The following is a 24,630-nucleotide window of genomic DNA, read 5'->3' on the forward strand; positions in this document are numbered from 1 at the left end:
AGACACATAGATTAGTAGAAAAATCAGACGCTGTAACATGTGGATGTGAGACGAGGATCTATTTTGAAAGACCGAGACAAAAGGATATAAAAAGGAGTGGATTTCATGGAAGTAAAGCAGTTGCCAAAACGCGAAGAATTGCCTGAAAATTTAACTTGGGACTTGACCAAGATCTTTTCAAGCGACAAAGAATTTGATGAGAAATATCTAGAATTATCAGAAAAGTTAAAAAAATCTGAAAAATATAAAGGAACACTTAATCAAGGCGCTTCTCAATTTCTTGATGCGATTGAATTTGTGTTGAGTGTTTATCGCCAAACCGAAATCATTTATGTCTATGCACACCTTAAAAACGATCAAGATACTGGGAATACAGAATATCAAGCGCTTTATGCAAGAGCAAGTAGTTTGTTTTCAAAGGTTAGTGAAGCTGTTTCCTGGTTTGAACCAGAAATATTGCAGTTATCAGATGAACGGATTTGGCAATATTTCAAAGAAGAACCGAAGTTAGAAGTCTATCGTCACTATATCCAGCAAATAGTAGATAATCGTGCCCATGTTTTATCTGCCGATCAGGAATCGCTTCTTGCAGGAGCAGGAGAAATCTTTGAGGCTTCAAGTGATACATTTGCTGTTTTGAATAATGCAGATTTAGTTTTCCCAACGATCGAAGGAGAGAATGGTGAAAAAGTCCAATTATCTCATGGTGTGTACGGTCAGTTGCTAGAAAGCACGGATCGAAGTGTTCGCGAAGCCGCATTTAAAGGGTTGTACAGTGTTTATGAGCAATTTAGAAATACGTTTGCTTCTACTTTAAGTACGCATATAAAAGGACATAATTTTAAAGCAAAAGTTCGTAATTACAGCTCTGCCAGAGAAGCATCTTTGAGCAATAATCACATTCCTGAAAGTGTATACGACACTTTGGTAGATGTAGTAAACAAGCATTTGCCTTTGCTGCATCGATATATGGAATTACGGAAACGTTTATTAGAAGTGGAAAAACTGCACATGTACGATCTTTATACACCGGTCTTAGGAGAAGCTCCAATCACCTTTACGTATGAAGAAGCAAAAGAGAAAGCTTTGGAAGCACTGAAGCCAATGGGCGAAGAGTACATGACTATTGTAGAAAAAGCATTCTCTGAACGTTGGATCGATGTTGTCGAAAATAAAGGAAAACGAAGTGGTGCCTATTCTTCGGGAAGCTATGACACAAATCCATATATTTTATTGAATTGGCATGATACATTGGATCAATTGTTTACGCTTGTCCACGAAATGGGACATAGTGTCCACAGTTATTTCACACGATCGAGCCAACCTTATGTATACGGTGACTACTCCATCTTTTTAGCAGAAATAGCTTCGACAACGAACGAAAATATCCTAACAGAATATTTATTGGAAACAGAAAAAGACCCTCGCGTCCGAGCTTATGTGCTCAACCATTACTTGGATGGATTTAAAGGAACAGTTTTCCGCCAGACACAATTTGCTGAATTCGAGCACTTCATGCATACGGAAGATGAAAAAGGTGTGCCATTGACTAGTGAATATCTAAGTGATAGTTATGGTAAATTGAATGCAAAATATTATGGTCCGGCAGTCGAAGAAGACCCAGAAATCAAATTTGAATGGTCACGGATCCCGCATTTTTACTATAATTACTATGTCTTCCAATACTCGACTGGTTTTTCTGCTGCTTCAGCGTTGGCGAAAAGAATACTTAGTCAGGAACCAGATGCGCTAGAGAACTATTTGGCTTATCTAAAAGCTGGTAACAGTGATTATCCTGTTGAAGTGATGAAAAAAGCAGGAGTAGATATGACACAGGCTGCGTATATCGAAGATGCAATGTCGATGTTTGAACAACGACTAAACGAATTAGAAGAATTGATTGATCGTTTATAAGATTTTTGATTTTTTCGAATAGAAACGAAAAAAATACGTCGGCTCTCTTGTAAGGGAGTCGACGTATTTTTTTAATTAGAAAGCAAGTGTAAATGGCTAGTTCGTGAATGGAACTGAGAATCATTTGTATGTAAATGTTCACCATTAAAAACTTGATACGAGTTATCTGTTGTTTTACACAGCTCTTTGATTCTCCAAAGGCTGCTTGTGCCTTCTACTTCTACTAAAACACCAAAATCACGATCGCAAGCGTAATTGTAAACGACTGCGGAAGGATGTTTCGTGATGCCCATTTCTCGAGCAATTTTTTGATCGGAAAAGAATACTTCTTTAACAAAGTCAGATTGCCGATCTTCTTTAAACATATTCAAATCGCCGCCAATCTCTTCAAATATCGATTCAGCAAGTGCATGAGAATATGGTATGTTATTGCAGCCGACTGCTTCTTGCAGTTTGATCAAAAAATGGCGGCCTTTTTTCTTTCCTTGGAATTGAGCCGCTTTGCAGTCTAATGCGGCAGAATAAGTCGTTGAGAATAAGTGGTTGCGTTTCTCAAGATTGTTTTGAGAAATTCCTTTTTGTTGCATGACATCCCCAATTGTCTGCAAATTGACCAAAGGAAGAAAGCGAAATTGCATCTTTTCTTTTGATGGTGTTCCGTACTCTTCTTCAATAAATTGTAATAACTGTTGCTCCATTTTGAAACAATATTCCCCTAAAGGATTAACAAATAAATAGATTTCGATCATATGAATCTCCCCCAAAATAGATTCTATACAACTAGTGACTAGATTCTTTCACATCCTATAACTTAACAGAAAAAAGTAAAAAAATGAACTCAAGTGCCTCGTGAAAATGAAAGGTTTCTAATTTTTAGCCTCAAGCATACGTTGAATCTTGTTCTTAGCAGGACGATAAGGCAAAGAAAAACGTTTTAAAAAATTTATAAAAGCAATTTTTCCCGCAGATGCATCCACTACCTCTAGTTCTAGTTCAAAATCGTGAAGATTGTCTCCCCAGCTTTCATCGATAGCTAAAAGTCCTTCTTTAATGGGGAACTCAGCCCGTTTTGTTGTAAGCTTTCCTGTTTGGATCAATGAAGCAGGATCGATATTCAAATCAGAAAGTTTTTGAAAAACTGCGCCTGAGCGAGGCAAACGTTTTTGAAAGATGAATGCTTCTGCTTCTTCTGTTACAAAGGTATCCGTCGTTTCGAGACGACCTTCCTCAGCAGGTGTTTTTAATGTATATTCAGCTTGATGACCAACGAAACGGATTCGTAGGCCACAATTTTGTTTCTTCAGCTGTTCATCAACGGTATCGAAGTAAATATTAGTCTGTACACGGAAATCATTATCTGTTAATTGATAGTGAGCGATGAATATCTCGTACTCTTGCTTTGTCAGCATAGATTTATATTCGATTTCAAGCATTTGCGTCATTTGATCGACTCCTTTTTGTCTATTTTGCCTAATTTTCTTTTTTTGGTCAATGCATAACTCAAGAGTACGAAAAAACTTTGCATATATGGTAGAATAAACAATGAATGTTAATGAAGTAGAGGTATCAGCTATGGAACGAGATTGGGAAGCATTTTTAGCACCATATGAACAAACTGTATCAGAATTGAAAGTGAAACTGCGGGGAATCCGTAAACAGTTTCGTGAACAAAATCGTCATGTTCCAATTGAATTTGTCACTGGGAGAGTCAAACCAGTTGACAGTATCGTAACAAAGTCACAGTTACGTCATATTCCAATGGGACGCTTAGAAGAAGAAATGTCTGATATTGCCGGCTTAAGGATCATGTGTCAGTTTGTAGAAGATATCCATCAAGTTGTTGAGATTATCCGTAAAAGAAAAGACATGAAAGTTCTTCAAGAACGGGATTACATCACTAATAAGAAAGCAAGCGGCTACCGTTCGTATCATCTGGTGATCGAGTATCCTGTACAGCTGATCAGTGGTGAGAAGAAAATTTTGGCGGAAATCCAAATACGGACCCTTGCGATGAATTTCTGGGCAACGATCGAGCATTCGCTGAATTATAAATATCAAGGCGTTTTTCCAGAAGAAATGAGCGAACGACTTCAGCGTGCGGCAGAAGCTGCGTATCAACTGGATGAAGAGATGTCCAGTATCCGTGAAGAAATCCAAGAAGCACAGCGATTGTTCTCCCATGGAAGAGGAAAATCAGATGATGTCTACTATCGAACGCTTTTGAAGAAAGAAAGCGAAAGAGAGGAGGCAGGGGATGAAAGTAGCGATCGTTCACAATAAAGAAGCAAAGACTATAGAAGTGGCTGAGCGCTTGAACACACTATTAGAACAAGCTGGGATCCAGAGAGATGATCATGAACCAGAGTTGGTCATCTCAATTGGTGGAGATGGCACATTATTATCGGCATTTCATCACTACAGTCATTGTCTGAATGATGTGCGTTTCTTAGGCGTGCATACAGGTCATTTAGGGTTTTATACTGATTGGCGAGATTACGAGCTGGAAGAACTAGTAGACAGCTTGCGAACAAATCTGGAACAAAGTGTCAGCTATCCCTTGCTGGATGTTCGGATCAGTTATTTGGATGAAACGCCTGATCAGCATTTTTTAGCACTAAATGAATCAACGATTAAACGGGCCAATCGTACGATGGTAGCCGATGTATACATTAAAAATGAATTGTTTGAAAGTTTCAGAGGAGATGGATTGACGATTTCTACACCCACTGGTTCGACTGCCTATAATAAAAGTGTCGGCGGTGCAGTGATCCATCCTAGTATCAATGCCTTTCAATTGGCTGAGATTGCTTCGCTGAATAATCGAGTGTTTCGTACTTTGGGTTCTCCAATCGTGATTGCCCATGATGAGTGGTTAGAAATAAAATTGGAAAATACAGAAGATTATCTTGTAACGGTTGATCAATTGAATGTCGCAAAAGCCGATATCCGTTCTATTTATTATCGAATAGCAGAAGAACGGATCCATTTTGCTTCTTATCGACATATGCATTTTTGGCATCGCGTGAAAGATGCCTTTATTGGTGAGGATTAATATGCAGTTTACATGGGATTATGAGAAAGATCATTCTCAGCAGGTAAAATATTTTTTAAAAGAAAAAGGGATCTCAAAAGGTCTGTTAGCGAAAATAAAATTTCAAGGCGGTCAAATCAAAGTCAATGATCAAGTAGAAAATGTCTTGTTTTCTCTAGCCAAGGATGATAAGGTAACCATTGTGATTCCTGCTGAAGGAGAACATGAAACCGTACTTTTGGACGAAACGCCGATCGATATCGTGTATGAAGATGAACATGTTCTGGTAGTAAACAAACCAGCAGGCGTTTCGTCCATTCCTGCCCAATACCATCCAAATGGGACAATGGCTAATCGTGTAAAGGCTTATTACAAAAAACAAGGGTACGAAAACCAAGTAATCCATGTAGTTACACGACTAGACCGTGATACGTCTGGCTTGATGCTTTTTGCCAAGCATGGGTTTGCGCACGCAAAATTAGACACGCAACTTCGTGAAAAGAAGTTTGTAAAAAAATATCAGGCATTAGTCAGTGGAATGCTTTCAAATTTATCGGCACATGGTCATATCGATTTGCCGATTGCCCGAGATTATTCTTCGCTACTGAAGCGAATGGTCTCTGATGAAGGACGTTCTGCACAGACGGAGTACTGGATAGAGAAGCGACTAACAGAAATCGCGTTAGTTGATATCCAGCTGCATACAGGAAGGACACATCAAATAAGAGTTCATTTTTCCGCCATTGGCTGTGCACTGCTCGGTGATGATATGTATAGCGGACGAATGGATCTGGGAATAAAAAGACAAGCCCTTCATTGTTATGATCTGCGTTTTTACCACCCATTTACAGAAGAGCTGCTAGAGTTCAAGCAGCCTTTAGCCGCAGACATGGAGGCAGTTGTGAGACGGTTTGAAGAATAAGGCGAGGTGAGATTGGTTTGGATGAAAATCAAGAATTAGAGGAAAGATTTGCCCAGTTGACTCAAGATTTAAGGGAAAATAATATTCAGGCATTCAGAAACAGTTTTTTAGAGATGCATATCTATGAGCAGGGGCAATTCTACCAATCTCTTACAGAAGAGAACAGGCAGCTGATCTATTCCTATCTGTCGCCTAAAGAATTAGCGGATATGTTCGATGTGATTGAAGAAGACAACGAACATATGAAAGAATATCTGGATGAGATGCGTCCTAGCTATGCAGCAGATATGCTTTCTGAGATGTATACAGATAATGCTGTCGATTTGCTTAATACGTTAGATAAAAAGCAAATTGCTAAATATTTAAGTTTGATGTCTGCAGACGATGCCAGTGAAATCAAGGAATTGCTCCATTACGAAGACGAAACAGCTGGTGCAATCATGACTACTGAATTTGTTTCGATCGTAGCAAATCAAACCGTTCGCTCTGCGATGTATGTGCTGAAGAATGAAGCAGATGTTGCTGAAACAATCTATTACATCTATGTCGTTAATCAAGAAGGTCAACTAGTGGGGGTTATTTCTCTACGCGACCTAATCGTGAATGATGATGATGCTATGATTTCTGATCTGATGAGCGAGCGGGTGCTTTCAGTTCATGTAGGCGACGACCAAGAAGATGTGGCACAAACATTCAGGGATTATGACTTCTTAGCTCTTCCTGTTACCGATTATGATGATCATTTGTTGGGAATCGTCACAGTTGATGACATCATTGACGTTATTGATGATGAAGCTGCCAGCGATTATTCAGGACTTGCCGGGGTCAATGTGGAAGAAATCAATGAAAATCCAGTAAAGGCAGCATCTCGACGTTTGCCTTGGCTAATCACTCTGTTGTTTTTAGGTATGTCTACTGCTTCTTTGATCAGTCATTATGAAGACTTGGTAAGTGAAGCGAGCATTTTAGCGGTCTTCATTTCGCTGATCACAGGAACAGCTGGTAATGCTGGAACCCAGTCGCTGGCTGTGGCTGTCCGTCGACTTGCAATCTCTGATGACAAAGATCACGGGTTTGTCCGACTTGTTTTGGCTGAAGTCTTGACCGGCGTCGTAACAGGAGCTGTTACAGGGATGACGATTTTTCTGATCGTGGGCTTTTGGAAACATAATTTTATCTTAGGATTTGTGATAGGGATGGCCATGTTGTTTGCGATAACAGTGGCGAATCTTGCAGGTAGTTTGATTCCGATGCTGATGGATCGTCTAGGATTTGATCCAGCGGTAGCAAGCGGTCCATTTATCACGACCTTGAGTGATTTGACAAGTGTACTGATTTATTTCAATATTGCCTCTTTATTTATGGGGTATTTTATGTAAAAAGCAAAAACATTGGCAACAAGCAGTATACTTGTTGCCAATGTTTTTTGTTTATAAGATTATGGCTGAAGTTCAACGATTTTAGTTCCGTGGACTTCACTCACGTTTAATTCTTTAGCTACATGTGCTGCATTCGCTGCTGTTACGCCACCACCGGGCAAAATGATCAAACGGCCATCTGCATAGTCAATCAATTCTTTGAGCCGTGGGAAATGTTCTTCAATCGTTTGATCAGCAGGGCCGCCATGCGTTAAGATACGGTCAACACCGTGCGCTGCTAGCCAATCGATTGCTTCAAATTGCCGTTCTTCAGGAATACTGTCAAAAGCCATATGGAAGGTGATCTGTACGCCTTCTGCGGTTTCGATCAATAGTTCCAATGCTTCTTCGTCTAGCCATCCTGAGGGAGTAAGACAACCAAAAACTACGCCATCCGTCCCTAATTTCTTTGCTTCAATCAAATCAGTATGCATAATTTTCAATTCGATATCGTTATAGACAAAATTGCCCCCTCTAGGACGGATAATCGTCATTACAGGGATATTTTTTTCCCCTGCGTAACTTAATGTTTCTTCGATCACACCAGTACTTGGGGTCGTTCCGCCGACCGCTAAGTTGTCACATAATTCGATTCGGTTAGCTCCTCTGGCAATTGCCAGAGGAATAGATGTGTAGTTTTCAGCACAAAATTCTTTGATCATCTGATCTTCTCCTTTGTCTTTCGCTTTCTTCTAGGCATTGTATCATATTTTTACCAGTTGCCAAAGTGAGCATCTAACGGTAAGATAAAACAGAAATGAGGGGGAACTATGTTAAAAAAAATTGACCGAGGACGCCAGTTTTTGGCAGAAAAACATCAGCTGTTCCGCTGTCCAGTTTGCCAAGAAGAGGTAGAAAAGTCTGATAATGGCTTGATATGCAAAAATAATCATCGTTTTGATCTGTCCAAAAAAGGAACACTTTACTTTTTATCCCACGCGGTTAAAACAGAATATGATCAAGAAATGTTCGTTCCAAGGCGTAGAATGATCCAATCAGGCATGTATCAGCCCGTTATTGAGACTATCGCACAGTATCTGCCTAATGAAATCTCGCTATTAGATGTCGGCTGTGGAGAAGGAAGCTTCTTGAATGAACTTTCAAAATTGAAAAAGATTCAAACTGCTGTTGGATTTGATATTTCAAAAGAAGGGGTCTATGCAGCTACGGAACAATCTGTCGAGGCATTTTGGTGTGTAGCGGATTTGACCAATTTGCCATTTGCTGATCAGACATTTAACACGATCTTAAATATCTTTTCGCCTTCTCATTACCAAGAATTCCAACGTGTACTGTCAGAAGATGGAGAGGTGCTGAAGGTAGTGCCGCAAGAAAATTATTTAAAAGAACTGCGTCAGGCTTTTTATCCGAATCAACCTGAAAAGCAAAGTTATTCTAATGATCGTGTAGTCGCAAAGTTTACTGAATCGATGAAACTAACTGAACGTCAGCGTGTGACTTATGAATTTGAGATACCAGAAGAAAATCGAAAAGATCTTTTAGCAATGTCGCCCTTAGAGTGGCAAGTCGAGGAGGAAATCAAAGCAGACTTGTACAAGAATCCTTTGAAAAAGATTACAATTGACATAGAATTATTAAAAGGAACTAAGAGAAAACGGTTTTCTAGTAGTTTTTAAAGAGTAGAGGTTGCAAAAGTAAGTTGAGGGTGTTATAGTAGCAACAAGTTGTTTTTTCATTGGTTTTTATCAGGTTCCTGTTCTGATAAAAGTTAGTGAGAAGAGCTTCACTAACGTAACGACTCGCAGTGACTGACACCGAGTTGATACGTTTTTTTTTATGCAAAAATCAAATTGTCAGAAAATAGAAACGAACATAAATATGAGAGGAATGATCCTGATGAATCATATCGTTTTATTCGAACCGTTAATACCTGCAAACACCGGAAATATTGCCCGTACGTGTGCGGCCACGAATACGCCGCTTCATTTAATTGAGCCCCTAGGTTTTTCAACGGATGACAAACACCTGAAACGAGCAGGGTTAGATTATTGGAACGATGTAAATATTACTTATCACAGTGATTTAGAAGCTTTTTTAACATTTTTAGGTGATCGTAAACTACACTTGATCTCAAAATTTGCTCATAAGGTATACAGTGAAGAAAATTTTGCTGATGGAGAAGAGCACTTCTTTTTATTTGGAAAGGAAACAACTGGCTTGCCAGAAGCGTTTATGCGCGAAAACGAGGAAAAGTGTTTGCGCATCCCTATGAATGATGAGCATGTTCGTTCATTGAATTTATCGAATACAGCTGCAATGATTGTGTACGAAGCACTTCGTCAGCAAGGATTCCCTAATTTAGAATTAACGCACCATTATGAAAATGACAAGCTGGATTAGACAGTTTATTATAGAGTAAAATAAAAGAAAGACAGGAGTTTGCTGCGTATGGAACTATATTTTACCCGACATGGGAAGACACAATGGAATCAGGAAAGACGTTTTCAAGGGAGCAATGGCGATTCTCCGCTTTTGCCTCAAAGTTACGAAGAAATCAAAGCATTTGGGAAAAAAGTAAAATATGTTCCTTTTAAAGCAATTTATTCCAGTACAGCAAAACGAGCATGCGATACAGCAGAAGGTATCAACAAAGAGCTTGCTAGTCCGGTAGAGATTTTCTATACAGATAAACTGCGAGAACTAGGGCTAGGTACTTTAGAAGGACAATCAATCGATGAAATGTATCAGAAATACCCAGAGAATTTGCCGAATTTGCGTAATCACTTAGATCTATATGATCCTTCTCCTTTTCATGGAGAAACGATTGAATCAGCAATCACACGTATTGAAACTGTTGTAGCGGATGCGGTTGCTCAACATAAAAACGGACCTCTTTTATTCGTAGGTCATGGGGCCTCATTAACTGCTGCCATTCAATGGATGACAGGGAAAGAGCTAAGTGAGTTGCGGGAAATGGGCGGTTTGTTCAATAGCAGCCTGACGATTTTAGAGACTGAAGAGCCTTGCAAATTATTGCCGTATAAACTGAAAGTATGGAACCAAACAGATTTTTTAGGAACTGAAACAGCACCAGAACCTTTACTATAGAAGAAGGAGGCGGCTTCCGATGCAGCCAGAAGAAATGCCTTATTTCGTTGGTACAGTTGCCGCGATTTTTTTTCAAAATCCTAGTAATTTTTACAAAGTGCTTTTGGTACACATCAGCGAAACTACAGCTGATTACCGTGAAAAAGAGATTGTAGTTACCGGAAGCTTTGGCGATATTCAAGAAAATGAGACCTATCGTTTTTATGGAGAACTAGTGGATCACCCTAAATACGGAAGACAGCTTAAAGTCGAAAGATATGAGCAAGAAAAACCAACAACTGCGAATGGGATCGTAGCTTATCTTTCCAGCGAAAAATTCCCTGGGATCGGTAAGAAAACAGCAGAGAAAGTCGTCGAGTTGCTGGGAGAAGATGCTATCGAAAAAATCATTGCTGATCCTTCGGTATTAAAACAAATCGCTGGTTTAACGAAGCCAAAAAGAGAAATGCTTGCTGAAACGATTCGTCTAAATCACGGGATGGATCAAGTAATCATGGGATTGAATCGTTATGGATTCGGTAGTCAGTTAGCTTTCAGTATTTATCAGACCTATAAGAACGAGTCTTTGGATATCATCGAAGAAAATCCGTATCAGCTAGTCGAAGACATAGAAGGAATCGGGTTCAAACGCGCAGATAATCTAGCCGAACAAATCGGTATTGCAGCAGATTCACCTAGAAGAATCCGAGCAGCCATCTTGCATCAGATTTTTCAGCATGCTGTTCAAACAGGAGATACATACGTACCGGCGGAAACATTGCTTCAGCAAACCATCCGTATTTTAGAAACAAGTCGTCCAATAGAAATTCTGCCTGATCAGGTTGCTACTGTGATTATCCAGCTTGTTGAAGAAGGAAAAATCCAGCAAGAAGAAACGAATCTTTACGAAAACAGTTTGTATTTTTCTGAATGGGGTATCGGCAATTCCATCCAACGTCTGCTCAGCCGTAAAAAAGAAATCCATTATCCTGAAAAAGAAGTGCAGAAAAATATTCGGCGTATCGAAAAAATATTTGGTATACAGTATGGACCTTCGCAAGAACAAGCAATCGCTGAAGCCATCCGTTCTCCTCTATTTATTTTAACAGGAGGACCAGGTACGGGGAAAACTACTGTGATCAATGGGATCGTCAATCTTTTTGCAGAGTTGAATGGTCTGGAATTGGATCCGTCAAAATATACCCAAGAAATTTTTCCTATTCTGCTTGCAGCACCTACTGGCCGGGCAGCTAAACGAATGAACGAGACAACAGGTCTGCCTGCCAGTACAATCCATCGTTTACTTGGGCTGAATGGACGGGAAAAAACACCTTCAGTCAGCACGAAAGAATTAGAAGGCGGACTTTTGATCGTTGATGAGATGTCTATGGTCGATACATGGCTGGCTAACACATTATTCAAAGCGATTCCGACGAATATGCAGGTTATTCTAGTAGGGGATAAAGATCAGCTTCCTTCTGTCGGTCCTGGACAAGTGCTACATGACCTTTTGGAAATCGAACAAATTCCTAAAATGGAACTCAATCAGATTTATCGACAAGGTGATGGTTCTAGTATTATTCCTCTTGCCCATGAAATCAAAGAAGGACGTCTACCAAAAGATTTCACAAAGAATCAAAAAGATCGTTCCTATTTCCGAAGCGATGCTTATCAAATTGAACCCTTGATTTCTAAAATTGTGGAAAAAGCGAAAAATAAGGGATTCCGTGCACAAGATATCCAAGTATTAGCACCAATGTATCGGGGACCAGCAGGGATCGACGCGTTAAATAAAATGATGCAAGAGATATTCAATCCAGGGAGACCTGGGAAAAAGGAAGTACATTGGAACGACACCGTTTATCGGATAGGAGACAAAGTACTCCAGTTAGTCAATACTCCTGAATTGAATGTATTCAATGGAGATATGGGAGAAATCTCGGGGATTATCTTGGCAAAAGATTCGGAAGATAAAGTGGATGAATTAGTTATCCAGTTTGATGCAAATGAGGTCACTTATAAAAGAAACGAGTGGAATAAAATTACTCTTTCTTATTGTTGTTCGATCCATAAATCACAGGGCAGTGAATTCAAAATGGTCATTTTGCCCATGGTTCATCAATATCAGCGAATGCTTCAGCGCAATCTACTCTACACGGCTGTTACTCGGAGTAAGGAACTGTTGATTTTGTTAGGGGAAGAGCAAGCGTATGCCACTTGTGTAGCGAATGAATCGGCAAGCCGAATGACTACGTTGAAATCAAGAATCATCGATAATGGAAAAATGACTATCACTCTGCGGACAAAACTAGCAGCTTATGAAGATTCTTTGATTGGAAATGATCCATTTGAAGATGGGACCTATACAAAAGAGTCGCAGGACATAAAAGAAAAGTTACCTATAAAAGACGACAGTGGAACGAATGAATCGAAAAACCAAGTAATGGAAACAGTGGAACCAGATCTATTTTCTTCATCGGTTGTAGAAGAAAAGAAAGAAGAGATAGAACCTGCTGTTCCCAAGGAGTTCGTTCTTACTGCAGAAGCGATTAATCAGAAATTAGTAGATCCAATGATTGGTATGGAAAACATTACACCGTATACATTATAAAAGAATCTGACGATACGTATGCGCTATTTGTCGGCAATATTGATCACTTAAAAAGCGGATGTGACACGACTTGTGCCTCATCCGCTTTTTGAAATTATTCTTGGTGACTTGTAGTGAAATTGTAGGCTCATGCCGTCTTGGTAAACGGTGTTCAAAAGACAGTTTCTTGGTATGAAGTCAAATTTTTGCAAAAATGTGAACAGGCATTTCCACAAAATTTTTCTACAAACTCGAAACTACTTGAAAAATAACTGGTTTTTTGTAGAAAATTGCAGATCAAAAGGACGAGGAGCGACATCTTCTCCATCTTCTTGACCATATTGCGGCGTTGGTGAAACGATTCGTAATCTGTTTGTTGTGTAGTGATGGAAATATTTCGATTTCAATTGTTTTTTCTGCATAAGTAAAAGGATAAGCCATATGATTTTAAAAATATTGATTCGTTCGACCATGACAAAATCAATGACTGGTTTAGTCGCATCTGCAGTTGGAGCGATTGCGATTCCTCCTCCAAAAAAAGGATGCTTCGTTGCTGTACATAAAAATGCATTTGAAAAACTTAACTGCTTTCCTCCTGCATCCACTAGAATTGGAAATCCTTTTTGAGTAAATAAAGTCCGGAGAATAGAGAACAAATACGAAAAAGAACCTAAGTTGTATTTGTTCAATCGTTCTTTTGTAGAAGAATGATTTGTCGCGTGGACGATAGCTGCGTCTAATCCAATACCAAAATTATTAACAGCTATTCCTTTTTTTTCACTTATTTTTTCTTCATAAGCCATTATATGGACTTTATCTGGTGATTGAGCTGCTAAAATCAGCTGAAGTGCTTTTTTAGGATTCTTAGGAAGTCCCGCTCCTCGAGCAAAATCATTTCCAGAGCCTGCTGGAATATAAGCGACAGGAAATTCAACTTCCATCTGATAGAAAGTATCAAGTACCTGATGCAAGGTTCCGTCTCCTCCTACGATGATCAAAAGAGGGAAAGTTTCGATTGTTTCCTGTTCTTCTGTCCAAGGTACTAATGTTTCTTTTGCCAGAATTTCAGCAATCTCCGCATCATGTCCTTTGTATTCACTGTAATGAAGGGTATAGTTGACATGTTTGTTTTTTAATATCGGCAAGATTTTTTCTGCTACTTTATGGCCGTTTCCACTGCCTGCCGATGGATTGATCAATAAATGATAATGGAATTTCATATTTTCCTCCTGCTATTCAATAAAACAAGATATTTTAATCATCCTGTTTGCTGGTTAACCAATAATTAGCAAGTTTTTTCTATTTTTGGAATGAAAGAAACTTGTTTTTACAAAAAAACACCTGTTACAAAATTAATTCTTGGTTATTATAGCAGAAGACTAGGAGAATGAAAAAGGTCTGGAGACCGAAACACACAAAAAAGCCTAGCAAGCGCATCATCCATTACTTACGTAAGGAGAAGTTCCAAGGTTCGGTATGTCCACTTAGACCTTCAGCTGCCTGCTAGACTATTCTCTAGTAAGAGGTTGCTCAAATTCCCACATCCTTTTTTATTTATTTAAGTTTCACAACAATTCTGTTCGTGCAGAACCTACTTCGTCTGCTTTACTGGGAATTCTTATGACCCCTTACATTTATCTTATACCATATTTTGAGACTTTTAGCAAACGTTTACATTTTTGCTTGTTTACTTTTTTCAAAAGTAGATAAGACAGATTGAAATAGATGAAAAGTCTGTTATAATTATTGTTTGTTTCACATAATCGCGGTTCATCAACCATCCCGCGTTAAAAAAACTAGGAGAAATGAGGAGAGAAAATGCAAAAAACGAAAAGCAGACAACGGTTGTCCGTAATCGTTGTCAATGGTATCATCATGGCTCTTTATCTAGCGCTAACTATTTTAGTTGCGCCTGTATCCTCAGGGCCAATCCAGTTTCGTATTTCAGAAAGTTTGAATCATTTAGTTGTCTTTAACCGTAAATTACTTTGGGGAGTTTTGGGCGGGGTCATCGTCTATAATGCCTTCTTTGGATTTGGTATCATGGATGTGGTTTTTGGTGGTGGCCAAACATTGCTTTCTTTAGGTCTGACAGCTTTGCTGCAAAACAAAGTGAAAAATGTAAAGATGCGTTTAGTATTGAACACGATCTTCTTTACTATCAGCATGGGATTGATTGCTTACATGCTAGTTCCGACAGGTGGCCAAGCATTTTGGACAACCTATGGTACACTTGCATTAAGCGAGTTCATCATCATGGCTGTTTCAGCACCACTGATGTATTATTTAGATCGTTCGCTTGATTTTGAAAAGCGTGTCTAATTGTAAAAAAACGACAAAAGAAAGCAGCTGAGCTGTATTTCTTTTGTCATTTTTATTATGCTTCTTGGTTTTGCAAATTTTCGATTTCTACCACTTTATAATTCTTTTTCTCTAAGTGGTTGATGATCGTTTCACATACTTTCGGTTCAGTGTTCGCCGGCAGCGTAATCAATGTACGTCGGATGTATTCGTCTTTTTCAATATCAAGAGTAATGCAGCTGGCAATGCTACTGTATTTTGAAATGATTTTTGCGATAGCAGCCAGATCTCCTTGCTTTCCTGTAGAAGCAATTGTCAGCACATAGCTTCCTTGTTCTACGCTCCAAGATTGAGAGAGCATATTAAGTAATGTGCTATGTGTCAAAATACCATAAAAATGATTTTCACTGTCAAGGACAGCAATATAAGGAAGCTCTTTGATCGTAAAGAATACTTTGAAGAAAGAAGTATCCAGATAAATGAACTTTGTGGCATTTTTCAAAAGATGAGTGACAGGAAGCGTCATATCACCGCCGTTTGCTTTATGACGATAGATGTGCATTTTGTAAATATTTCCACGGAAAATATTCCCTGAAGAATCTAAGATCGGTACACAACGGTATCCGGAAGTTTCTAAAATTTTTAATGCTTCTTCTAATGTACTAGTCTCTGTAACGGTTGTCAGATCTTTTTTCTTATATACAAGTGTTTTTAATAGCATCGCTATACCTCCAATTGTCTCATTTTAGCTTAATTTCAAATTAATCATATCATAATTTTATCTAAAACAATAGATAGTTTATTTCACAAATTGACAAGTAAAAAGTTACGTGATACTGTTATTAAGTATAAGTCTGATTCTCAGCAAGGGGGCAGAAGTAAATGGCAAAGAAAAAAGCAGCACTCGCTTGTTCCGTTTGTGGGTCTCGTAACTACACAAAATCAGTCAGTGAAGGAAAAAGCGGTGAACGTTTAGAAATCAACAAATTTTGTAAATATTGTAATCAATATACATTACATAAAGAAACGAAATAAACAGCAAAGGAGGGTGTCTCATGAAATTTCTAAAAAGCGTAAAAGATGAAATCAAACAAGTAACTTGGCCAAACAGAAAACAACTTCGTAAAGATACGTTGGTAGTTATCGAAACTTCTATTCTTTTCGGGTTGATGTTTTACGTAATGGATACAGCAATCCAAAGTTTATTTGGCTGGATCTTAAAATAACTCGCTAGCCACAACGTGCTTTTAGTGCTATAATGAAGCGAAAGAAAAACTTCGGGTGTACTGAGGTTTTTTTATTTTACAATGAAATGAGGAGCCTTCAATGGAATCTTTTGAAAAAAACTGGTATGTCTTGCATACATATTCAGGATATGAAAACAAAGTAAAAGCAAATATCGAATCTCGTGCGCAAAGTATGAAAATGGCCGACTTTATTTTCCGTGTCGTTGTTCCTGAAGAAAAAGAAACAGAAGTCAAAAATGGGAAAGAGAAAGAAATCGTTCATAAAACATTTCCAGGATATGTTCTTGTTGAAATGATCATGACAGACGCTTCCTGGTATGTTGTCCGTAACACACCAGGCGTGACAGGATTCGTTGGTTCACACGGAGCTGGAAGCAAACCAGCACCACTACTTCCAGAAGAAGTCAATCATATCTTGCGTTCTATCGGCATGAGTCTACGACAAAATGATTTAGAAGTAGAAGTTGGCGAAGTTGTGAAAATCATCGAAGGCGCATTTGCTGGATTAGAAGGACAAGTAACAGAAGTTGACGGAGAAAAAGAAAAATTGAAAGTCAACATCGATATGTTTGGTCGTGAAACAAGTACAGAACTTGATTTCGATCAAGTAGATAAAATCGATTAATAAAGAGACTTGAAATGTCGATCATACGATTGACCTTTCAAGTCTTTCTTTTTTCTATATGGAAAGGAAGAGGCGAATGACAAATCGAATCAAAAATGTATGCAAACATGCGGCTACAGCAGCTTTAGTGCTTATCAGCTTGTTTGCGATAAGTGGTTGCCAGACGACGAAGACTACTGCAGTTTCTGATAAAGAAAAAACGGTAGAATCCAGTAAAGTGATAGAAAAAACCACTATTCCAACACTTTTTTTCCATGGCTACAGCGGGACAGGAAATTCCTTTAAAGGGATGTTGCAACGTTTGGAAAAAAATCAAAAAGCAGTAAAAGAATTGGTTCTAATAGTAGAAGCCGATGGACAAATACAAGCAGAAGGAGACTTATCTGGAAAAGCAGACAATCCGATGGTCCAAGTATTGTTTGCAGATAATAAAAACAACGAGTGGAATCAAGCAGAATGGATCAAATCTTGTCTTTTGTATCTGAAAGAAAACTATAGCATAGACAAAGTCAACATCGTGGGACATTCAATGGGAGGAGTTAGCGCGTTACGCTATTTAGGAACATATGGACAGGATACGTCATTGCCGCAAGTTCAGACATTTACGGCAATTGGTGCACCTTTTAATGATTTTGTCGATGACAGTGGGCAATCTCTGACAGAGGAGTTAGCAAAGGGGCCTGCTGTTGTTTCTAGCCGCTATCAAGATTATCAGCAAATAATCGGAAATATGCCTACAACTACTCGATTTTTCCTGATTGCCGGACAATTGGACGAAGCAGACTTGAGTGATGGGACAGTACCGTTAAACAGTGCATTAGCTGTCTATGCGTTGTTGAAACAACACGGAAATGAAGTAGAAGAAAAAATAGTAAAAGGCGAAAATGCCGCTCATAGTATGCTTCATGAAAACCAAGAAGTAGATCAGCTTGTTAGTCGATTTGTTTGGAATGAATAGCAAGAAAAGGATCCGAGAGTAAATGTTTGCTTACTTTTTGTAAGAATAGTATGATTTACATGTAATCAAGAAGATGAAAGAAGGATCTACTATGACTTATCATACAAGTAATGAAGAACATCCAATCGATATTGTAAACATTGCTTCACTAGAAGGTCGTGTAAAAGAGCGAATGGAAGCAGGAGCTTTTGGCTATATTCGCGGTGGTTCTGAAGATGAGTGGACGATGAAAGAAAATACGACTTCTTTTAATGCAAAAAAAATCATGCCACGGATATTACGCGGAATCGACTCAGCAGATTTGCATACATCAGTTTTTGGAATTGAATTAGACACACCGATTATCCAAGCGCCATCAGCGGCCCAAGGATTGGCACATGAAAAAGGGGAAGCTGATACAGCTAAAGGGGTAGCTGCTGCTGGATCAATCTTTTCCATCAGCACTTATGCGAATACGACAATCAAAGATGCAACAGATGCAGTGCCAGATGCACCGCAGTTTTTCCAATTATATATGAGTAAAGACGATGGATTCAATGAGTTCATTTTGAACAAAGCAGTAGAAGCAGGGGCTAAAGCCATCATTTTAACGGCAGATTCAACGCTCGGTGGTTACCGTGAAGAAGATGTGATCAATCAATTCCAATTTCCATTACCAATGCCTAATTTAGCTGCTTATAGCGAACAAAGTGCAAGTGGGAATGGCGAAGGAAAAGGAATTGCAGAAATCTATGCAGCTGCAAAACAAGGCTTGACACCAGATGACATCAAAACAATCAAAGAAATCACCAATCTTCCAGTCATCGTAAAAGGAATACAATCGCCAGAAGATGCAGTCATCGCTATCTCTGCAGGGGCAGATGGTATCTGGGTATCTAATCATGGGGGACGACAATTAGATGGAGGTCCTGCTTCCTTTGAAGTATTGCCAAAAATTGCCGAAGTAGTCAATAAACGTGTACCAGTGATTTTCGACTCTGGCGTCCGTCGAGGAGAACATGTCTTTAAAGCTTTGGCAAGTGGTGCTGACTTAGTTGCGATTGGCCGACCAATAATCTATGGATTGAATCTAGGTGGGGCAGAAGGAGTAACCTCTGTTTTTGAACACCTGAACAAAGAATTGTCGATCACGATGCAACTTGCAGGAACAAAATCGATTGATGAAGTAAAAAATACGAAATTGATGGATTAATAAAAAAAACGAAGATAGGCCTAACTGTGCGTCTCTTCGTTTTTTTGTGATAGAAATAACTAATCTCTTAATACTCGAAACTAGGTAGCTTTTTTACGACCTCTTATTTAAAATCTCTTCTGTAAGTCGCTTAGCAGTTGGCGTAACAGCTAAGCCGCCTTCTGCTGTCTCTTTGAAAATCGATGGCATTTGTCGTCCGACTTGATACATCGCAGCAACGACTTCATCCGGTGGAATGACACTTTCGATACCCGCTAATGCCATGTCAGCAGAGATGAAAGCTTGAGAGGACCCTAAAGCATTACGTTTGACACAAGGTACTTCAACTAAACCTGCAACAGGATCGCAAATCAGTCCCATCATATTTTTCAATGTGATGGCTACTGCTTGAGCTGCTTGATGAGGAGTCCCGTTTTTTGCACAAACCAAAGCCGCCGCCGCCATTGCACTTGCAGAACCAACTTCTGCTTGACAACCCCCTTCTGCGCCACTAATAGAAGCGTTGTTCGCGATTACTAACCCGAAAGCGCCAGCAGTAAACAAGAATTCCAATTGCTGTTCATGTGACAAACCAAGCCGATCTCGGACAGCCATTAACACACCAGGAACAACCCCCGCACTTCCAGCAGTCGGCGTAGCACAAATCAATCCCATTTTTGCATTGACTTCGTTAACAGCTACAGCATTGCGTACAGCCTTTAAGATCGTTTCTCCGCTCAAAAAATCTGCTTCGTTCAAATAATCATCTAATTTTTTTGCATCGCCACCGGTAATCCCTGTGACGGAGGTGACACCTTCTTTTCCCTCGTTGATCGATTGTTCCATTACTGAAAGATTTTTTTCCATAATCGCAATGATCTGACTACGGGAACGGCCGCTCATTTCCATTTCAACTGCAATCATCAATTCTGCTACACTTGAATAAGCTTTCGCTTGGTCTACTAATTCTTCAATCGATAAAAACATTTTTTCAGCTCCTTAATCGAAATAGTTTACGCTGTCGATATTTGGCAGATGTTTGAGTCTTCTTACTGTTTCTTCAACTTGAGGATTATCTACTTCAATGATCATGATGGCGCTTTCGCCTTTTGATTCCCGTGTCACTGTCATAGTACCGATATTCGTATTGGTTTCAGAAAGTATACCAGTCACTTTAGCGATCATCCCTGGAACATCTTGGTGAACAACGATCAAGGTAGGTGTTCCCATGCTTAAAGAAATTTTGAATCCATTCAATTCAGAAATCTGGATATTGCCACCGCCAATCGAAATGCCAGTAACTGAAAGCTTTCGTGTTCCTTTTTTTAGAAGCATCTTTACAGAATTCGGATGTTCGGCTTTTTCACTCTTAGGAACAAACAAGACTTCCATGTCAGCCTCATATGCCAATTTCAAAGAATCAGCTAAACGTTCATCATCAGGTTCCATTCCTAATAGACCACCAACTAATGCAATGTCTGTTCCGTGACCTCGATAGGTTTTTGCAAATGATTCATATAGATAAATATCTACAGAATCAGGTTGCTCGCCAAATATACTGCGTATGATCTTCCCAATTCTAGCTGCTCCGGCTGTGTGGGAGCTACTTGGACCAATCATCACAGGTCCAATAATATCAAAGACACTTCTATACCTTAAATCTTTCATTTTCTCCACCTCATTTTGTTATGTAGGAATCTTTGTACAAGGGTCTAAAAAACCGTGTTATTGTTTGCTTTCATCTGTTGAACCATGCTAGCGCAAGTGTAACATAAAAGAAGAAATGGGAACGAAAAATTGTTGTTTTTTTAGAATAAATTTAGCGTTTATTCAAGCAAAATGTAAAAATAGCAGAAAAAAATCTTGAAAAAACAAATAAATTTGCTATACTGTACCAGTGTGCATTGTTTTGCACATTATTTGTCTGGATTTTTTCAGATCAGATAAAACGTGGGAGGAGAAATATGCATCTCCAATTAACCACATCACGGACTTAAGGAGGTATGTCTCGTGGCAAAGAAAGTAGAAAAAATCGTTAAATTGCAAATTCCTGCAGGGAAAGCAACTCCAGCTCCACCAGTAGGTCCTGCACTAGGTCAAGCGGGTATCAATATCATGGGATTCACAAAAGAATTCAACGCTCGTACAGCTGATCAAGCAGGTTTGATCATTCCGGTTGTTATTTCTGTATACGAAGACCGTTCATTCACATTCGTTACAAAAACACCACCAGCTGCTGTTCTATTGAAAAAAGCAGCTAAAATCGAAAAAGGTTCAGGTGAACCAAACAAAAATAAAGTTGCGAAAGTTTCTAGCGATCAAGTAAGAGAAATCGCTGAATTAAAAATGGAAGACCTAAACGCAGCTAACGTTGAAGCAGCAATGCGCATGGTTGAAGGAACTGCACGAAGCATGGGGATCACTGTAGAATAATCTCTATACCCTAAGACAGCAGCTTCTCAGTTGGCTCTATATTGAAAGATATAGAACACGTGGGAGGTACAACCGTTATAACCACAATCAAGGAGGAACCAAAATGGCTAAAAAGAGCAAAAAAATGCAAGATGCATTAAAAAAAGTTGATTCAAGTAAAGTTTATCCTGTTGCCGAAGCAGTAGCTTTAGCAAAAGAAACAAACATTGCAAAATTTGATGCAACAGTTGAAGTTGCATACCGTTTGAACGTAGACCCTAAAAAAGCAGACCAACAAATCCGTGGTGCTGTTGTATTACCAAACGGAACTGGTAAAACACAAACTGTTTTAGTTTTTGCTAAAGGAGACAAAGCAAAAGAAGCTGAAGCAGCTGGTGCAGATTTCGTAGGTGACGACGACATGGTTCAAAAAATCCAAAACGGATGGTTTGACTTTGACGTAGTTGTTGCAACACCTGATATGATGGCTACTGTAGGTCGTCTAGGACGTGTATTAGGACCAAAAGGCTTAATGCCAAACCCTAAAACTGGTACAGTTACAATGGATGTAACAAAAGCAGTAAACGAAGTGAAAGCTGGTAAAGTAACTTACCGTGTAGACAAAGCTGGAAACATCCATGTACCAATCGGAAAAGTTTCATTTGATGATGAAAAATTAGTTGAAAACTTTGCAACAATCCATGATGTATTGCTAAAAGCTAAACCATCAGCAGCTAAAGGTCAATACATGAAAAATGTAACGATCACAACAACATTTGGACCTGGTATCCATGTTGACCAAGCTTCTTTCTAATCAAATATTAGAACGTTGATTGATCCAACTGAAAAATAATTCTTGACTCAACTAGTTTAGCATGCTAAGCTAGTTGAGGTTAATAATTAACTTGTACCGAAGACAGTAGGTGGCGCCAAGCCTTAATTTCCTACCGAGGACGTTTATTGAATATATTCAATAGTCCCTCTATGTCTGCGGTGGCATAGAGTTTTTTATTGTGAATCACTATGAACGAAGAGAATAGATGATGAACAATACTGGTTGAGCAAAGCGAAAGGAGTTTCCTTTCGAGCAAAGCGAGTAGAATCACTATGAACGAAGAGAATAGATGATGAACAATACTGGTTGAGCAAAGAAACTATACAAGTGATTTGCCTTTTCAGTTCAAAAAACTCTTCCATCAAAATTCAGGAGGTGAAACTCAAAAATGAGTGAAGCAATTATCGCAAAAAAAGCAGCAATCGTTGATGAAGTAAGCGAAAAATTTACAGCAGCTGCATCAGTAGTAGTCGTTGACTACCGCGGATTAACAGTTGATGAAGTAACACGTTTACGTAAACAACTTCGTGATGCTAACGTAGAAATGAAAGTTATCAAAAACTCAATTCTTTCACGTGCAGCTAAAAAAGCTGGCCTTGAAGGCATGGACGAAGTATTCACTGGACCTACAGCCGTTGCATTCAGTAACGAAGATGTAGTTGCACCAGCGAAAATCATGGACGAATTTGCTAAAGAAGCAAAAGCATTAGAAATCAAAGGCGGTATCATCGAAGGTAAAGTATCTTCATTGGAAGAAATCACAGCATTGGCAAAATTGCCAAATCGCGAAGGACTTCTATCTATGTTGCTATCTGTACTACAAGCGCCAGTCCGCAACGTGGCTTACGCTGTCAAAGCAGTGGCAGACAAAGAAGATGGAGATGCAGCTTAATTGCCGCATAAAGTATTAAATAATAAAGAACATTTAAACGGAGGAAATTATAATGGCATTGAACATTGAAAACATCGTTGCTGAGTTAAAAGAAGCAACTATCCTAGAACTTAACGACCTAGTTAAAGCTATTGAAGAAGAATTTGGCGTATCTGCTGCTGCTCCTGTAGCTGTAGCTGCTGCTGGTGGCGCTGCTGCTGCTGAAGAACAAACAGAATTCACTGTAGAATTAACTGCAGCTGGAGACCAAAAAGTTAAAGTTATCAAAGCAGTTCGTGAAGCAACTGGCTTAGGCTTGAAAGAAGCTAAAGCTGTAGTTGATGGCGCTCCTGCACCAGTTAAAGAAGGCGTATCTAAAGAAGAAGCTGACGAATTGAAAGCTAAACTTGAAGAAGTTGGCGCATCTGTAACTGTTAAATAATTTTTTAACTATTTAAAAGCACTGAGATCCTATCTTGGATTTCGGTGCTTTTTTGTTTTTATGTTAAACTATTATTTAATGAATATAGTTTTTTTCAGGAGGTAATATGAAAAAGAAAAAAATCCGATTGATTTTGATCACGTTGGGAATCGTTCTGATACTTATGGTGGGCTATCGGTTGTATTTGGAATATCAGACAGATATACAATTATTTTTAAACCCTAGAGCAAGTAAGGAAGAGCTGCTTGCACATATTCGTTCTCATGGTTTTTCTGCATCGCTACTCTTGATTGTGTTGACAGCGGTGATGTGTGCTGTTCCGGGTATCCCTACTTCGGTTATTGGTGTCATTGCCGGATTGAGCTTTGGTCCGTTTATTGGGGCAGGTATCAATGTTTTAGGGAATGCTCTGGGCAATATTTCCGCTGTGTTTTTGATGCACCGATTGAAGTTTTTAGACAAGAAAACTGAAAAAAATCATTGGGTGCAATCCATTCGGCAAATGAGACATCCCAAAATAGGCGTCATGTTAGGTTACATGATACCGGTGATCCCATCTTCTATGGTCAATTTTGCTGCAGATGCGATGAAATTGCCTCTTCAGCAAATCGTAATGTCGATCGTGATTGGAGTCATCCCTTCATCTGTGTTGTATGCGTGTGGGGGAGAAGCTCTGTTTCACGGATATAATAAAACTGCAGTCACGTTGGTTGCAAGTGTTACTGTGTTAGTAGGGTTAGTTGTCTTCATTTATAAAGATCGCAAGAAAAAACAAGGAAAACAAAGACAAAAATAATAAGTATGGCGAATAGTTGTATTTTTCTATTTCCAATCTTTTCCATAAG

27 protein-coding genes, 1 riboswitch and 1 other annotated feature are annotated in these 24,630 nt (G+C 39.0%); of the genes, 20 read left to right on the plus strand and 7 right to left on the minus strand.

Annotated features, from left to right (window positions below; all coding sequences use genetic code 11):
- Positions 1-105: 105 nt before the first annotated feature.
- The gene (gene pepF / locus AB3I27_RS11820) at positions 106-1,914 is read left to right on the plus strand and encodes an oligoendopeptidase F (RefSeq protein ID WP_002309974.1); all 1,809 of its coding nucleotides are present in this window, start codon (positions 106-108) and stop codon (positions 1,912-1,914) included.
- 71 nt (positions 1,915-1,985) lie between these two features.
- On the opposite strand, the gene AB3I27_RS11825 is transcribed toward pepF, so the two are convergent.
- Both AB3I27_RS11825 and AB3I27_RS11830 read right to left on the minus strand, forming a co-directional pair.
- Positions 1,986-2,663, minus strand: coding sequence for a ClpXP adapter SpxH family protein (locus AB3I27_RS11825; protein ID WP_002309978.1), 678 nt, complete (start codon positions 2,661-2,663; stop codon positions 1,986-1,988).
- Between the two features lie 117 nt (positions 2,664-2,780).
- Positions 2,781-3,356 (minus strand): CYTH domain-containing protein, encoded by a 576-nt coding sequence (locus AB3I27_RS11830; protein ID WP_002314142.1) that lies wholly within the window; start codon positions 3,354-3,356, stop codon positions 2,781-2,783.
- Positions 3,357-3,486: 130 nt separating this feature from the next.
- On the opposite strand from AB3I27_RS11830, the gene AB3I27_RS11835 reads away from it, so the two are divergent.
- From AB3I27_RS11835 to mgtE, 4 genes are read left to right on the plus strand one after another with little or no spacing between them, the layout of a single operon-like run.
- Entirely contained in the window at positions 3,487-4,194 is a 708-nt protein-coding gene (locus AB3I27_RS11835) for a GTP pyrophosphokinase family protein (protein WP_002309982.1), read from the plus strand.
- Complete coding sequence (locus AB3I27_RS11840) at positions 4,169-4,966, plus strand: NAD kinase (protein WP_002309983.1); 798 nt, start codon at positions 4,169-4,171, stop codon at positions 4,964-4,966. Before AB3I27_RS11835 ends, AB3I27_RS11840 begins: the two co-directional genes overlap by 26 nt.
- A 1-nt stretch (position 4,967) precedes the next feature.
- Positions 4,968-5,867 (plus strand): RluA family pseudouridine synthase, encoded by a 900-nt coding sequence (locus tag AB3I27_RS11845; RefSeq protein ID WP_002335218.1) that lies wholly within the window; start codon positions 4,968-4,970, stop codon positions 5,865-5,867.
- Between the two features lie 17 nt (positions 5,868-5,884).
- Complete coding sequence (gene mgtE / locus AB3I27_RS11850; protein ID WP_002309985.1) at positions 5,885-7,246, plus strand: magnesium transporter; 1,362 nt, start codon at positions 5,885-5,887, stop codon at positions 7,244-7,246.
- A gap of 59 nt (positions 7,247-7,305) precedes the next feature.
- On the opposite strand, the gene AB3I27_RS11855 is transcribed toward mgtE, so the two are convergent.
- Entirely contained in the window at positions 7,306-7,947 is a 642-nt protein-coding gene (locus AB3I27_RS11855; RefSeq protein WP_368023006.1) for a copper homeostasis protein CutC, read from the minus strand.
- A gap of 108 nt (positions 7,948-8,055) precedes the next feature.
- Between AB3I27_RS11855 and AB3I27_RS11860 the strand changes: the two genes are divergently transcribed.
- The 4 genes from AB3I27_RS11860 to AB3I27_RS11875 all read left to right on the plus strand — a co-directional run bounded on the left by AB3I27_RS11860 (position 8,056) and on the right by AB3I27_RS11875 (position 12,944).
- Complete coding sequence (locus tag AB3I27_RS11860) at positions 8,056-8,922, plus strand: methyltransferase domain-containing protein (protein ID WP_002309987.1); 867 nt, start codon at positions 8,056-8,058, stop codon at positions 8,920-8,922.
- A gap of 220 nt (positions 8,923-9,142) precedes the next feature.
- The gene (trmL, locus tag AB3I27_RS11865; RefSeq protein WP_002320545.1) at positions 9,143-9,646 is read left to right on the plus strand and encodes a tRNA (uridine(34)/cytosine(34)/5-carboxymethylaminomethyluridine(34)-2'-O)-methyltransferase TrmL; all 504 of its coding nucleotides are present in this window, start codon (positions 9,143-9,145) and stop codon (positions 9,644-9,646) included.
- Positions 9,647-9,694: 48 nt separating this feature from the next.
- The gene (locus AB3I27_RS11870) at positions 9,695-10,354 is read left to right on the plus strand and encodes a histidine phosphatase family protein (RefSeq protein WP_002309989.1); all 660 of its coding nucleotides are present in this window, start codon (positions 9,695-9,697) and stop codon (positions 10,352-10,354) included.
- 19 nt (positions 10,355-10,373) lie between these two features.
- Positions 10,374-12,944 (plus strand): ATP-dependent RecD-like DNA helicase, encoded by a 2,571-nt coding sequence (locus AB3I27_RS11875; RefSeq protein ID WP_104760269.1) that lies wholly within the window; start codon positions 10,374-10,376, stop codon positions 12,942-12,944.
- A gap of 236 nt (positions 12,945-13,180) precedes the next feature.
- On the opposite strand, the gene AB3I27_RS11880 is transcribed toward AB3I27_RS11875, so the two are convergent.
- Positions 13,181-14,143: a diacylglycerol kinase family protein gene (locus AB3I27_RS11880; protein WP_002314139.1), complete on the minus strand. Its 963-nt coding sequence runs from the start codon at positions 14,141-14,143 to the stop codon at positions 13,181-13,183.
- 539 nt (positions 14,144-14,682) lie between these two features.
- Positions 14,683-14,729, plus strand: a riboswitch (PreQ1 riboswitch).
- A gap of 12 nt (positions 14,730-14,741) precedes the next feature.
- Between AB3I27_RS11880 and AB3I27_RS11885 the strand changes: the two genes are divergently transcribed.
- On the plus strand, positions 14,742-15,245 hold the full coding sequence (locus tag AB3I27_RS11885) for a QueT transporter family protein (protein ID WP_002309992.1): 504 nt from the start codon (positions 14,742-14,744) through the stop codon (positions 15,243-15,245).
- Between the two features lie 55 nt (positions 15,246-15,300).
- Here the strand turns inward: AB3I27_RS11885 and cbpA are convergent, their stop codons facing one another.
- Positions 15,301-15,945 (minus strand): cyclic di-AMP binding protein CbpA, encoded by a 645-nt coding sequence (gene cbpA / locus AB3I27_RS11890; protein WP_002309993.1) that lies wholly within the window; start codon positions 15,943-15,945, stop codon positions 15,301-15,303.
- A gap of 161 nt (positions 15,946-16,106) precedes the next feature.
- Between cbpA and rpmG the strand changes: the two genes are divergently transcribed.
- From rpmG to AB3I27_RS11915, 5 genes are all read left to right on the plus strand, one after another.
- Positions 16,107-16,259, plus strand: coding sequence for a 50S ribosomal protein L33 (gene rpmG, locus AB3I27_RS11895; protein ID WP_002294578.1), 153 nt, complete (start codon positions 16,107-16,109; stop codon positions 16,257-16,259).
- Between the two features lie 20 nt (positions 16,260-16,279).
- On the plus strand, positions 16,280-16,450 hold the full coding sequence (secE, locus tag AB3I27_RS11900) for a preprotein translocase subunit SecE (protein WP_002309994.1): 171 nt from the start codon (positions 16,280-16,282) through the stop codon (positions 16,448-16,450).
- 100 nt (positions 16,451-16,550) lie between these two features.
- Positions 16,551-17,096, plus strand: a complete 546-nt coding sequence (gene nusG, locus AB3I27_RS11905; protein WP_002294580.1) for a transcription termination/antitermination protein NusG — start codon at positions 16,551-16,553, stop codon at positions 17,094-17,096.
- A gap of 58 nt (positions 17,097-17,154) precedes the next feature.
- Positions 17,155-18,054: an alpha/beta fold hydrolase gene (locus tag AB3I27_RS11910; RefSeq protein WP_181045997.1), complete on the plus strand. Its 900-nt coding sequence runs from the start codon at positions 17,155-17,157 to the stop codon at positions 18,052-18,054.
- 91 nt (positions 18,055-18,145) lie between these two features.
- On the plus strand, positions 18,146-19,246 hold the full coding sequence (locus AB3I27_RS11915) for a lactate oxidase (protein ID WP_104760267.1): 1,101 nt from the start codon (positions 18,146-18,148) through the stop codon (positions 19,244-19,246).
- Between the two features lie 93 nt (positions 19,247-19,339).
- Here the strand turns inward: AB3I27_RS11915 and sdaAA are convergent, their stop codons facing one another.
- Both sdaAA and sdaAB read right to left on the minus strand, forming a co-directional pair.
- A complete protein-coding gene (sdaAA, locus tag AB3I27_RS11920) occupies positions 19,340-20,212 on the minus strand; it encodes an L-serine ammonia-lyase, iron-sulfur-dependent, subunit alpha (protein WP_002309997.1) in 873 nt (290 codons plus the stop codon).
- A gap of 12 nt (positions 20,213-20,224) precedes the next feature.
- Entirely contained in the window at positions 20,225-20,893 is a 669-nt protein-coding gene (gene sdaAB, locus AB3I27_RS11925; RefSeq protein ID WP_104760266.1) for an L-serine ammonia-lyase, iron-sulfur-dependent subunit beta, read from the minus strand.
- Between the two features lie 342 nt (positions 20,894-21,235).
- On the opposite strand from sdaAB, the gene rplK reads away from it, so the two are divergent.
- The 5 genes from rplK to AB3I27_RS11950 all read left to right on the plus strand — a co-directional run bounded on the left by rplK (position 21,236) and on the right by AB3I27_RS11950 (position 24,581).
- A complete protein-coding gene (rplK, locus tag AB3I27_RS11930) occupies positions 21,236-21,658 on the plus strand; it encodes a 50S ribosomal protein L11 (protein ID WP_002291638.1) in 423 nt (140 codons plus the stop codon).
- 103 nt (positions 21,659-21,761) lie between these two features.
- Complete coding sequence (gene rplA, locus AB3I27_RS11935; RefSeq protein WP_002291636.1) at positions 21,762-22,451, plus strand: 50S ribosomal protein L1; 690 nt, start codon at positions 21,762-21,764, stop codon at positions 22,449-22,451.
- 78 nt (positions 22,452-22,529) lie between these two features.
- Positions 22,530-22,657, plus strand: a sequence feature (ribosomal protein L10 leader region).
- A 203-nt stretch (positions 22,658-22,860) separates the two neighbouring features.
- Positions 22,861-23,364: a 50S ribosomal protein L10 gene (gene rplJ / locus AB3I27_RS11940; protein ID WP_002291634.1), complete on the plus strand. Its 504-nt coding sequence runs from the start codon at positions 22,861-22,863 to the stop codon at positions 23,362-23,364.
- Positions 23,365-23,416: 52 nt separating this feature from the next.
- A complete protein-coding gene (gene rplL, locus AB3I27_RS11945) occupies positions 23,417-23,785 on the plus strand; it encodes a 50S ribosomal protein L7/L12 (protein ID WP_002291633.1) in 369 nt (122 codons plus the stop codon).
- Positions 23,786-23,891: 106 nt separating this feature from the next.
- Positions 23,892-24,581 carry a TVP38/TMEM64 family protein gene (locus AB3I27_RS11950; RefSeq protein WP_002345548.1) on the plus strand — a complete coding sequence of 230 codons (690 nt, stop codon included), beginning with the start codon at positions 23,892-23,894 and terminating at the stop codon, positions 24,579-24,581.
- Positions 24,582-24,630: the final 49 nt, after the last annotated feature.

Source organism: Enterococcus sp. C46 (assembly GCF_040887565.1).
Taxonomy (GTDB): domain Bacteria; phylum Bacillota; class Bacilli; order Lactobacillales; family Enterococcaceae; genus Enterococcus_B; species Enterococcus_B lactis.

What these genes read in the sequence shown, in the direction of transcription:
- pepF (WP_002309974.1), top strand. Translation starts at nt 106, where the DNA reads ATGGAAGTAAAGCAGTTGCCAAAACGCGAAGAATTGCCTGAAAATTTA.
- AB3I27_RS11825 (WP_002309978.1), bottom strand. Translation starts at nt 2,663, where the DNA reads ATGATCGAAATCTATTTATTTGTTAATCCTTTAGGGGAATATTGTTTC.
- AB3I27_RS11830 (WP_002314142.1), bottom strand. Translation starts at nt 3,356, where the DNA reads ATGACGCAAATGCTTGAAATCGAATATAAATCTATGCTGACAAAGCAA.
- AB3I27_RS11835 (WP_002309982.1), top strand. Translation starts at nt 3,487, where the DNA reads ATGGAACGAGATTGGGAAGCATTTTTAGCACCATATGAACAAACTGTA.
- AB3I27_RS11840 (WP_002309983.1), top strand. Translation starts at nt 4,169, where the DNA reads ATGAAAGTAGCGATCGTTCACAATAAAGAAGCAAAGACTATAGAAGTG.
- AB3I27_RS11845 (WP_002335218.1), top strand. Translation starts at nt 4,968, where the DNA reads ATGCAGTTTACATGGGATTATGAGAAAGATCATTCTCAGCAGGTAAAA.
- AB3I27_RS11855 (WP_368023006.1), bottom strand. Translation starts at nt 7,947, where the DNA reads ATGATCAAAGAATTTTGTGCTGAAAACTACACATCTATTCCTCTGGCA.
- AB3I27_RS11860 (WP_002309987.1), top strand. Translation starts at nt 8,056, where the DNA reads ATGTTAAAAAAAATTGACCGAGGACGCCAGTTTTTGGCAGAAAAACAT.
- trmL (WP_002320545.1), top strand. Translation starts at nt 9,143, where the DNA reads ATGAATCATATCGTTTTATTCGAACCGTTAATACCTGCAAACACCGGA.
- AB3I27_RS11870 (WP_002309989.1), top strand. Translation starts at nt 9,695, where the DNA reads ATGGAACTATATTTTACCCGACATGGGAAGACACAATGGAATCAGGAA.
- AB3I27_RS11875 (WP_104760269.1), top strand. Translation starts at nt 10,374, where the DNA reads ATGCAGCCAGAAGAAATGCCTTATTTCGTTGGTACAGTTGCCGCGATT.
- AB3I27_RS11880 (WP_002314139.1), bottom strand. Translation starts at nt 14,143, where the DNA reads ATGAAATTCCATTATCATTTATTGATCAATCCATCGGCAGGCAGTGGA.
- AB3I27_RS11885 (WP_002309992.1), top strand. Translation starts at nt 14,742, where the DNA reads ATGCAAAAAACGAAAAGCAGACAACGGTTGTCCGTAATCGTTGTCAAT.
- cbpA (WP_002309993.1), bottom strand. Translation starts at nt 15,945, where the DNA reads ATGCTATTAAAAACACTTGTATATAAGAAAAAAGATCTGACAACCGTT.
- rpmG (WP_002294578.1), top strand. Translation starts at nt 16,107, where the DNA reads ATGGCAAAGAAAAAAGCAGCACTCGCTTGTTCCGTTTGTGGGTCTCGT.
- secE (WP_002309994.1), top strand. Translation starts at nt 16,280, where the DNA reads ATGAAATTTCTAAAAAGCGTAAAAGATGAAATCAAACAAGTAACTTGG.
- nusG (WP_002294580.1), top strand. Translation starts at nt 16,551, where the DNA reads ATGGAATCTTTTGAAAAAAACTGGTATGTCTTGCATACATATTCAGGA.
- AB3I27_RS11910 (WP_181045997.1), top strand. Translation starts at nt 17,155, where the DNA reads ATGGAAAGGAAGAGGCGAATGACAAATCGAATCAAAAATGTATGCAAA.
- AB3I27_RS11915 (WP_104760267.1), top strand. Translation starts at nt 18,146, where the DNA reads ATGACTTATCATACAAGTAATGAAGAACATCCAATCGATATTGTAAAC.
- sdaAA (WP_002309997.1), bottom strand. Translation starts at nt 20,212, where the DNA reads ATGTTTTTATCGATTGAAGAATTAGTAGACCAAGCGAAAGCTTATTCA.
- sdaAB (WP_104760266.1), bottom strand. Translation starts at nt 20,893, where the DNA reads ATGAAAGATTTAAGGTATAGAAGTGTCTTTGATATTATTGGACCTGTG.
- rplA (WP_002291636.1), top strand. Translation starts at nt 21,762, where the DNA reads ATGGCTAAAAAGAGCAAAAAAATGCAAGATGCATTAAAAAAAGTTGAT.
- rplJ (WP_002291634.1), top strand. Translation starts at nt 22,861, where the DNA reads ATGAGTGAAGCAATTATCGCAAAAAAAGCAGCAATCGTTGATGAAGTA.
- rplL (WP_002291633.1), top strand. Translation starts at nt 23,417, where the DNA reads ATGGCATTGAACATTGAAAACATCGTTGCTGAGTTAAAAGAAGCAACT.
- AB3I27_RS11950 (WP_002345548.1), top strand. Translation starts at nt 23,892, where the DNA reads ATGAAAAAGAAAAAAATCCGATTGATTTTGATCACGTTGGGAATCGTT.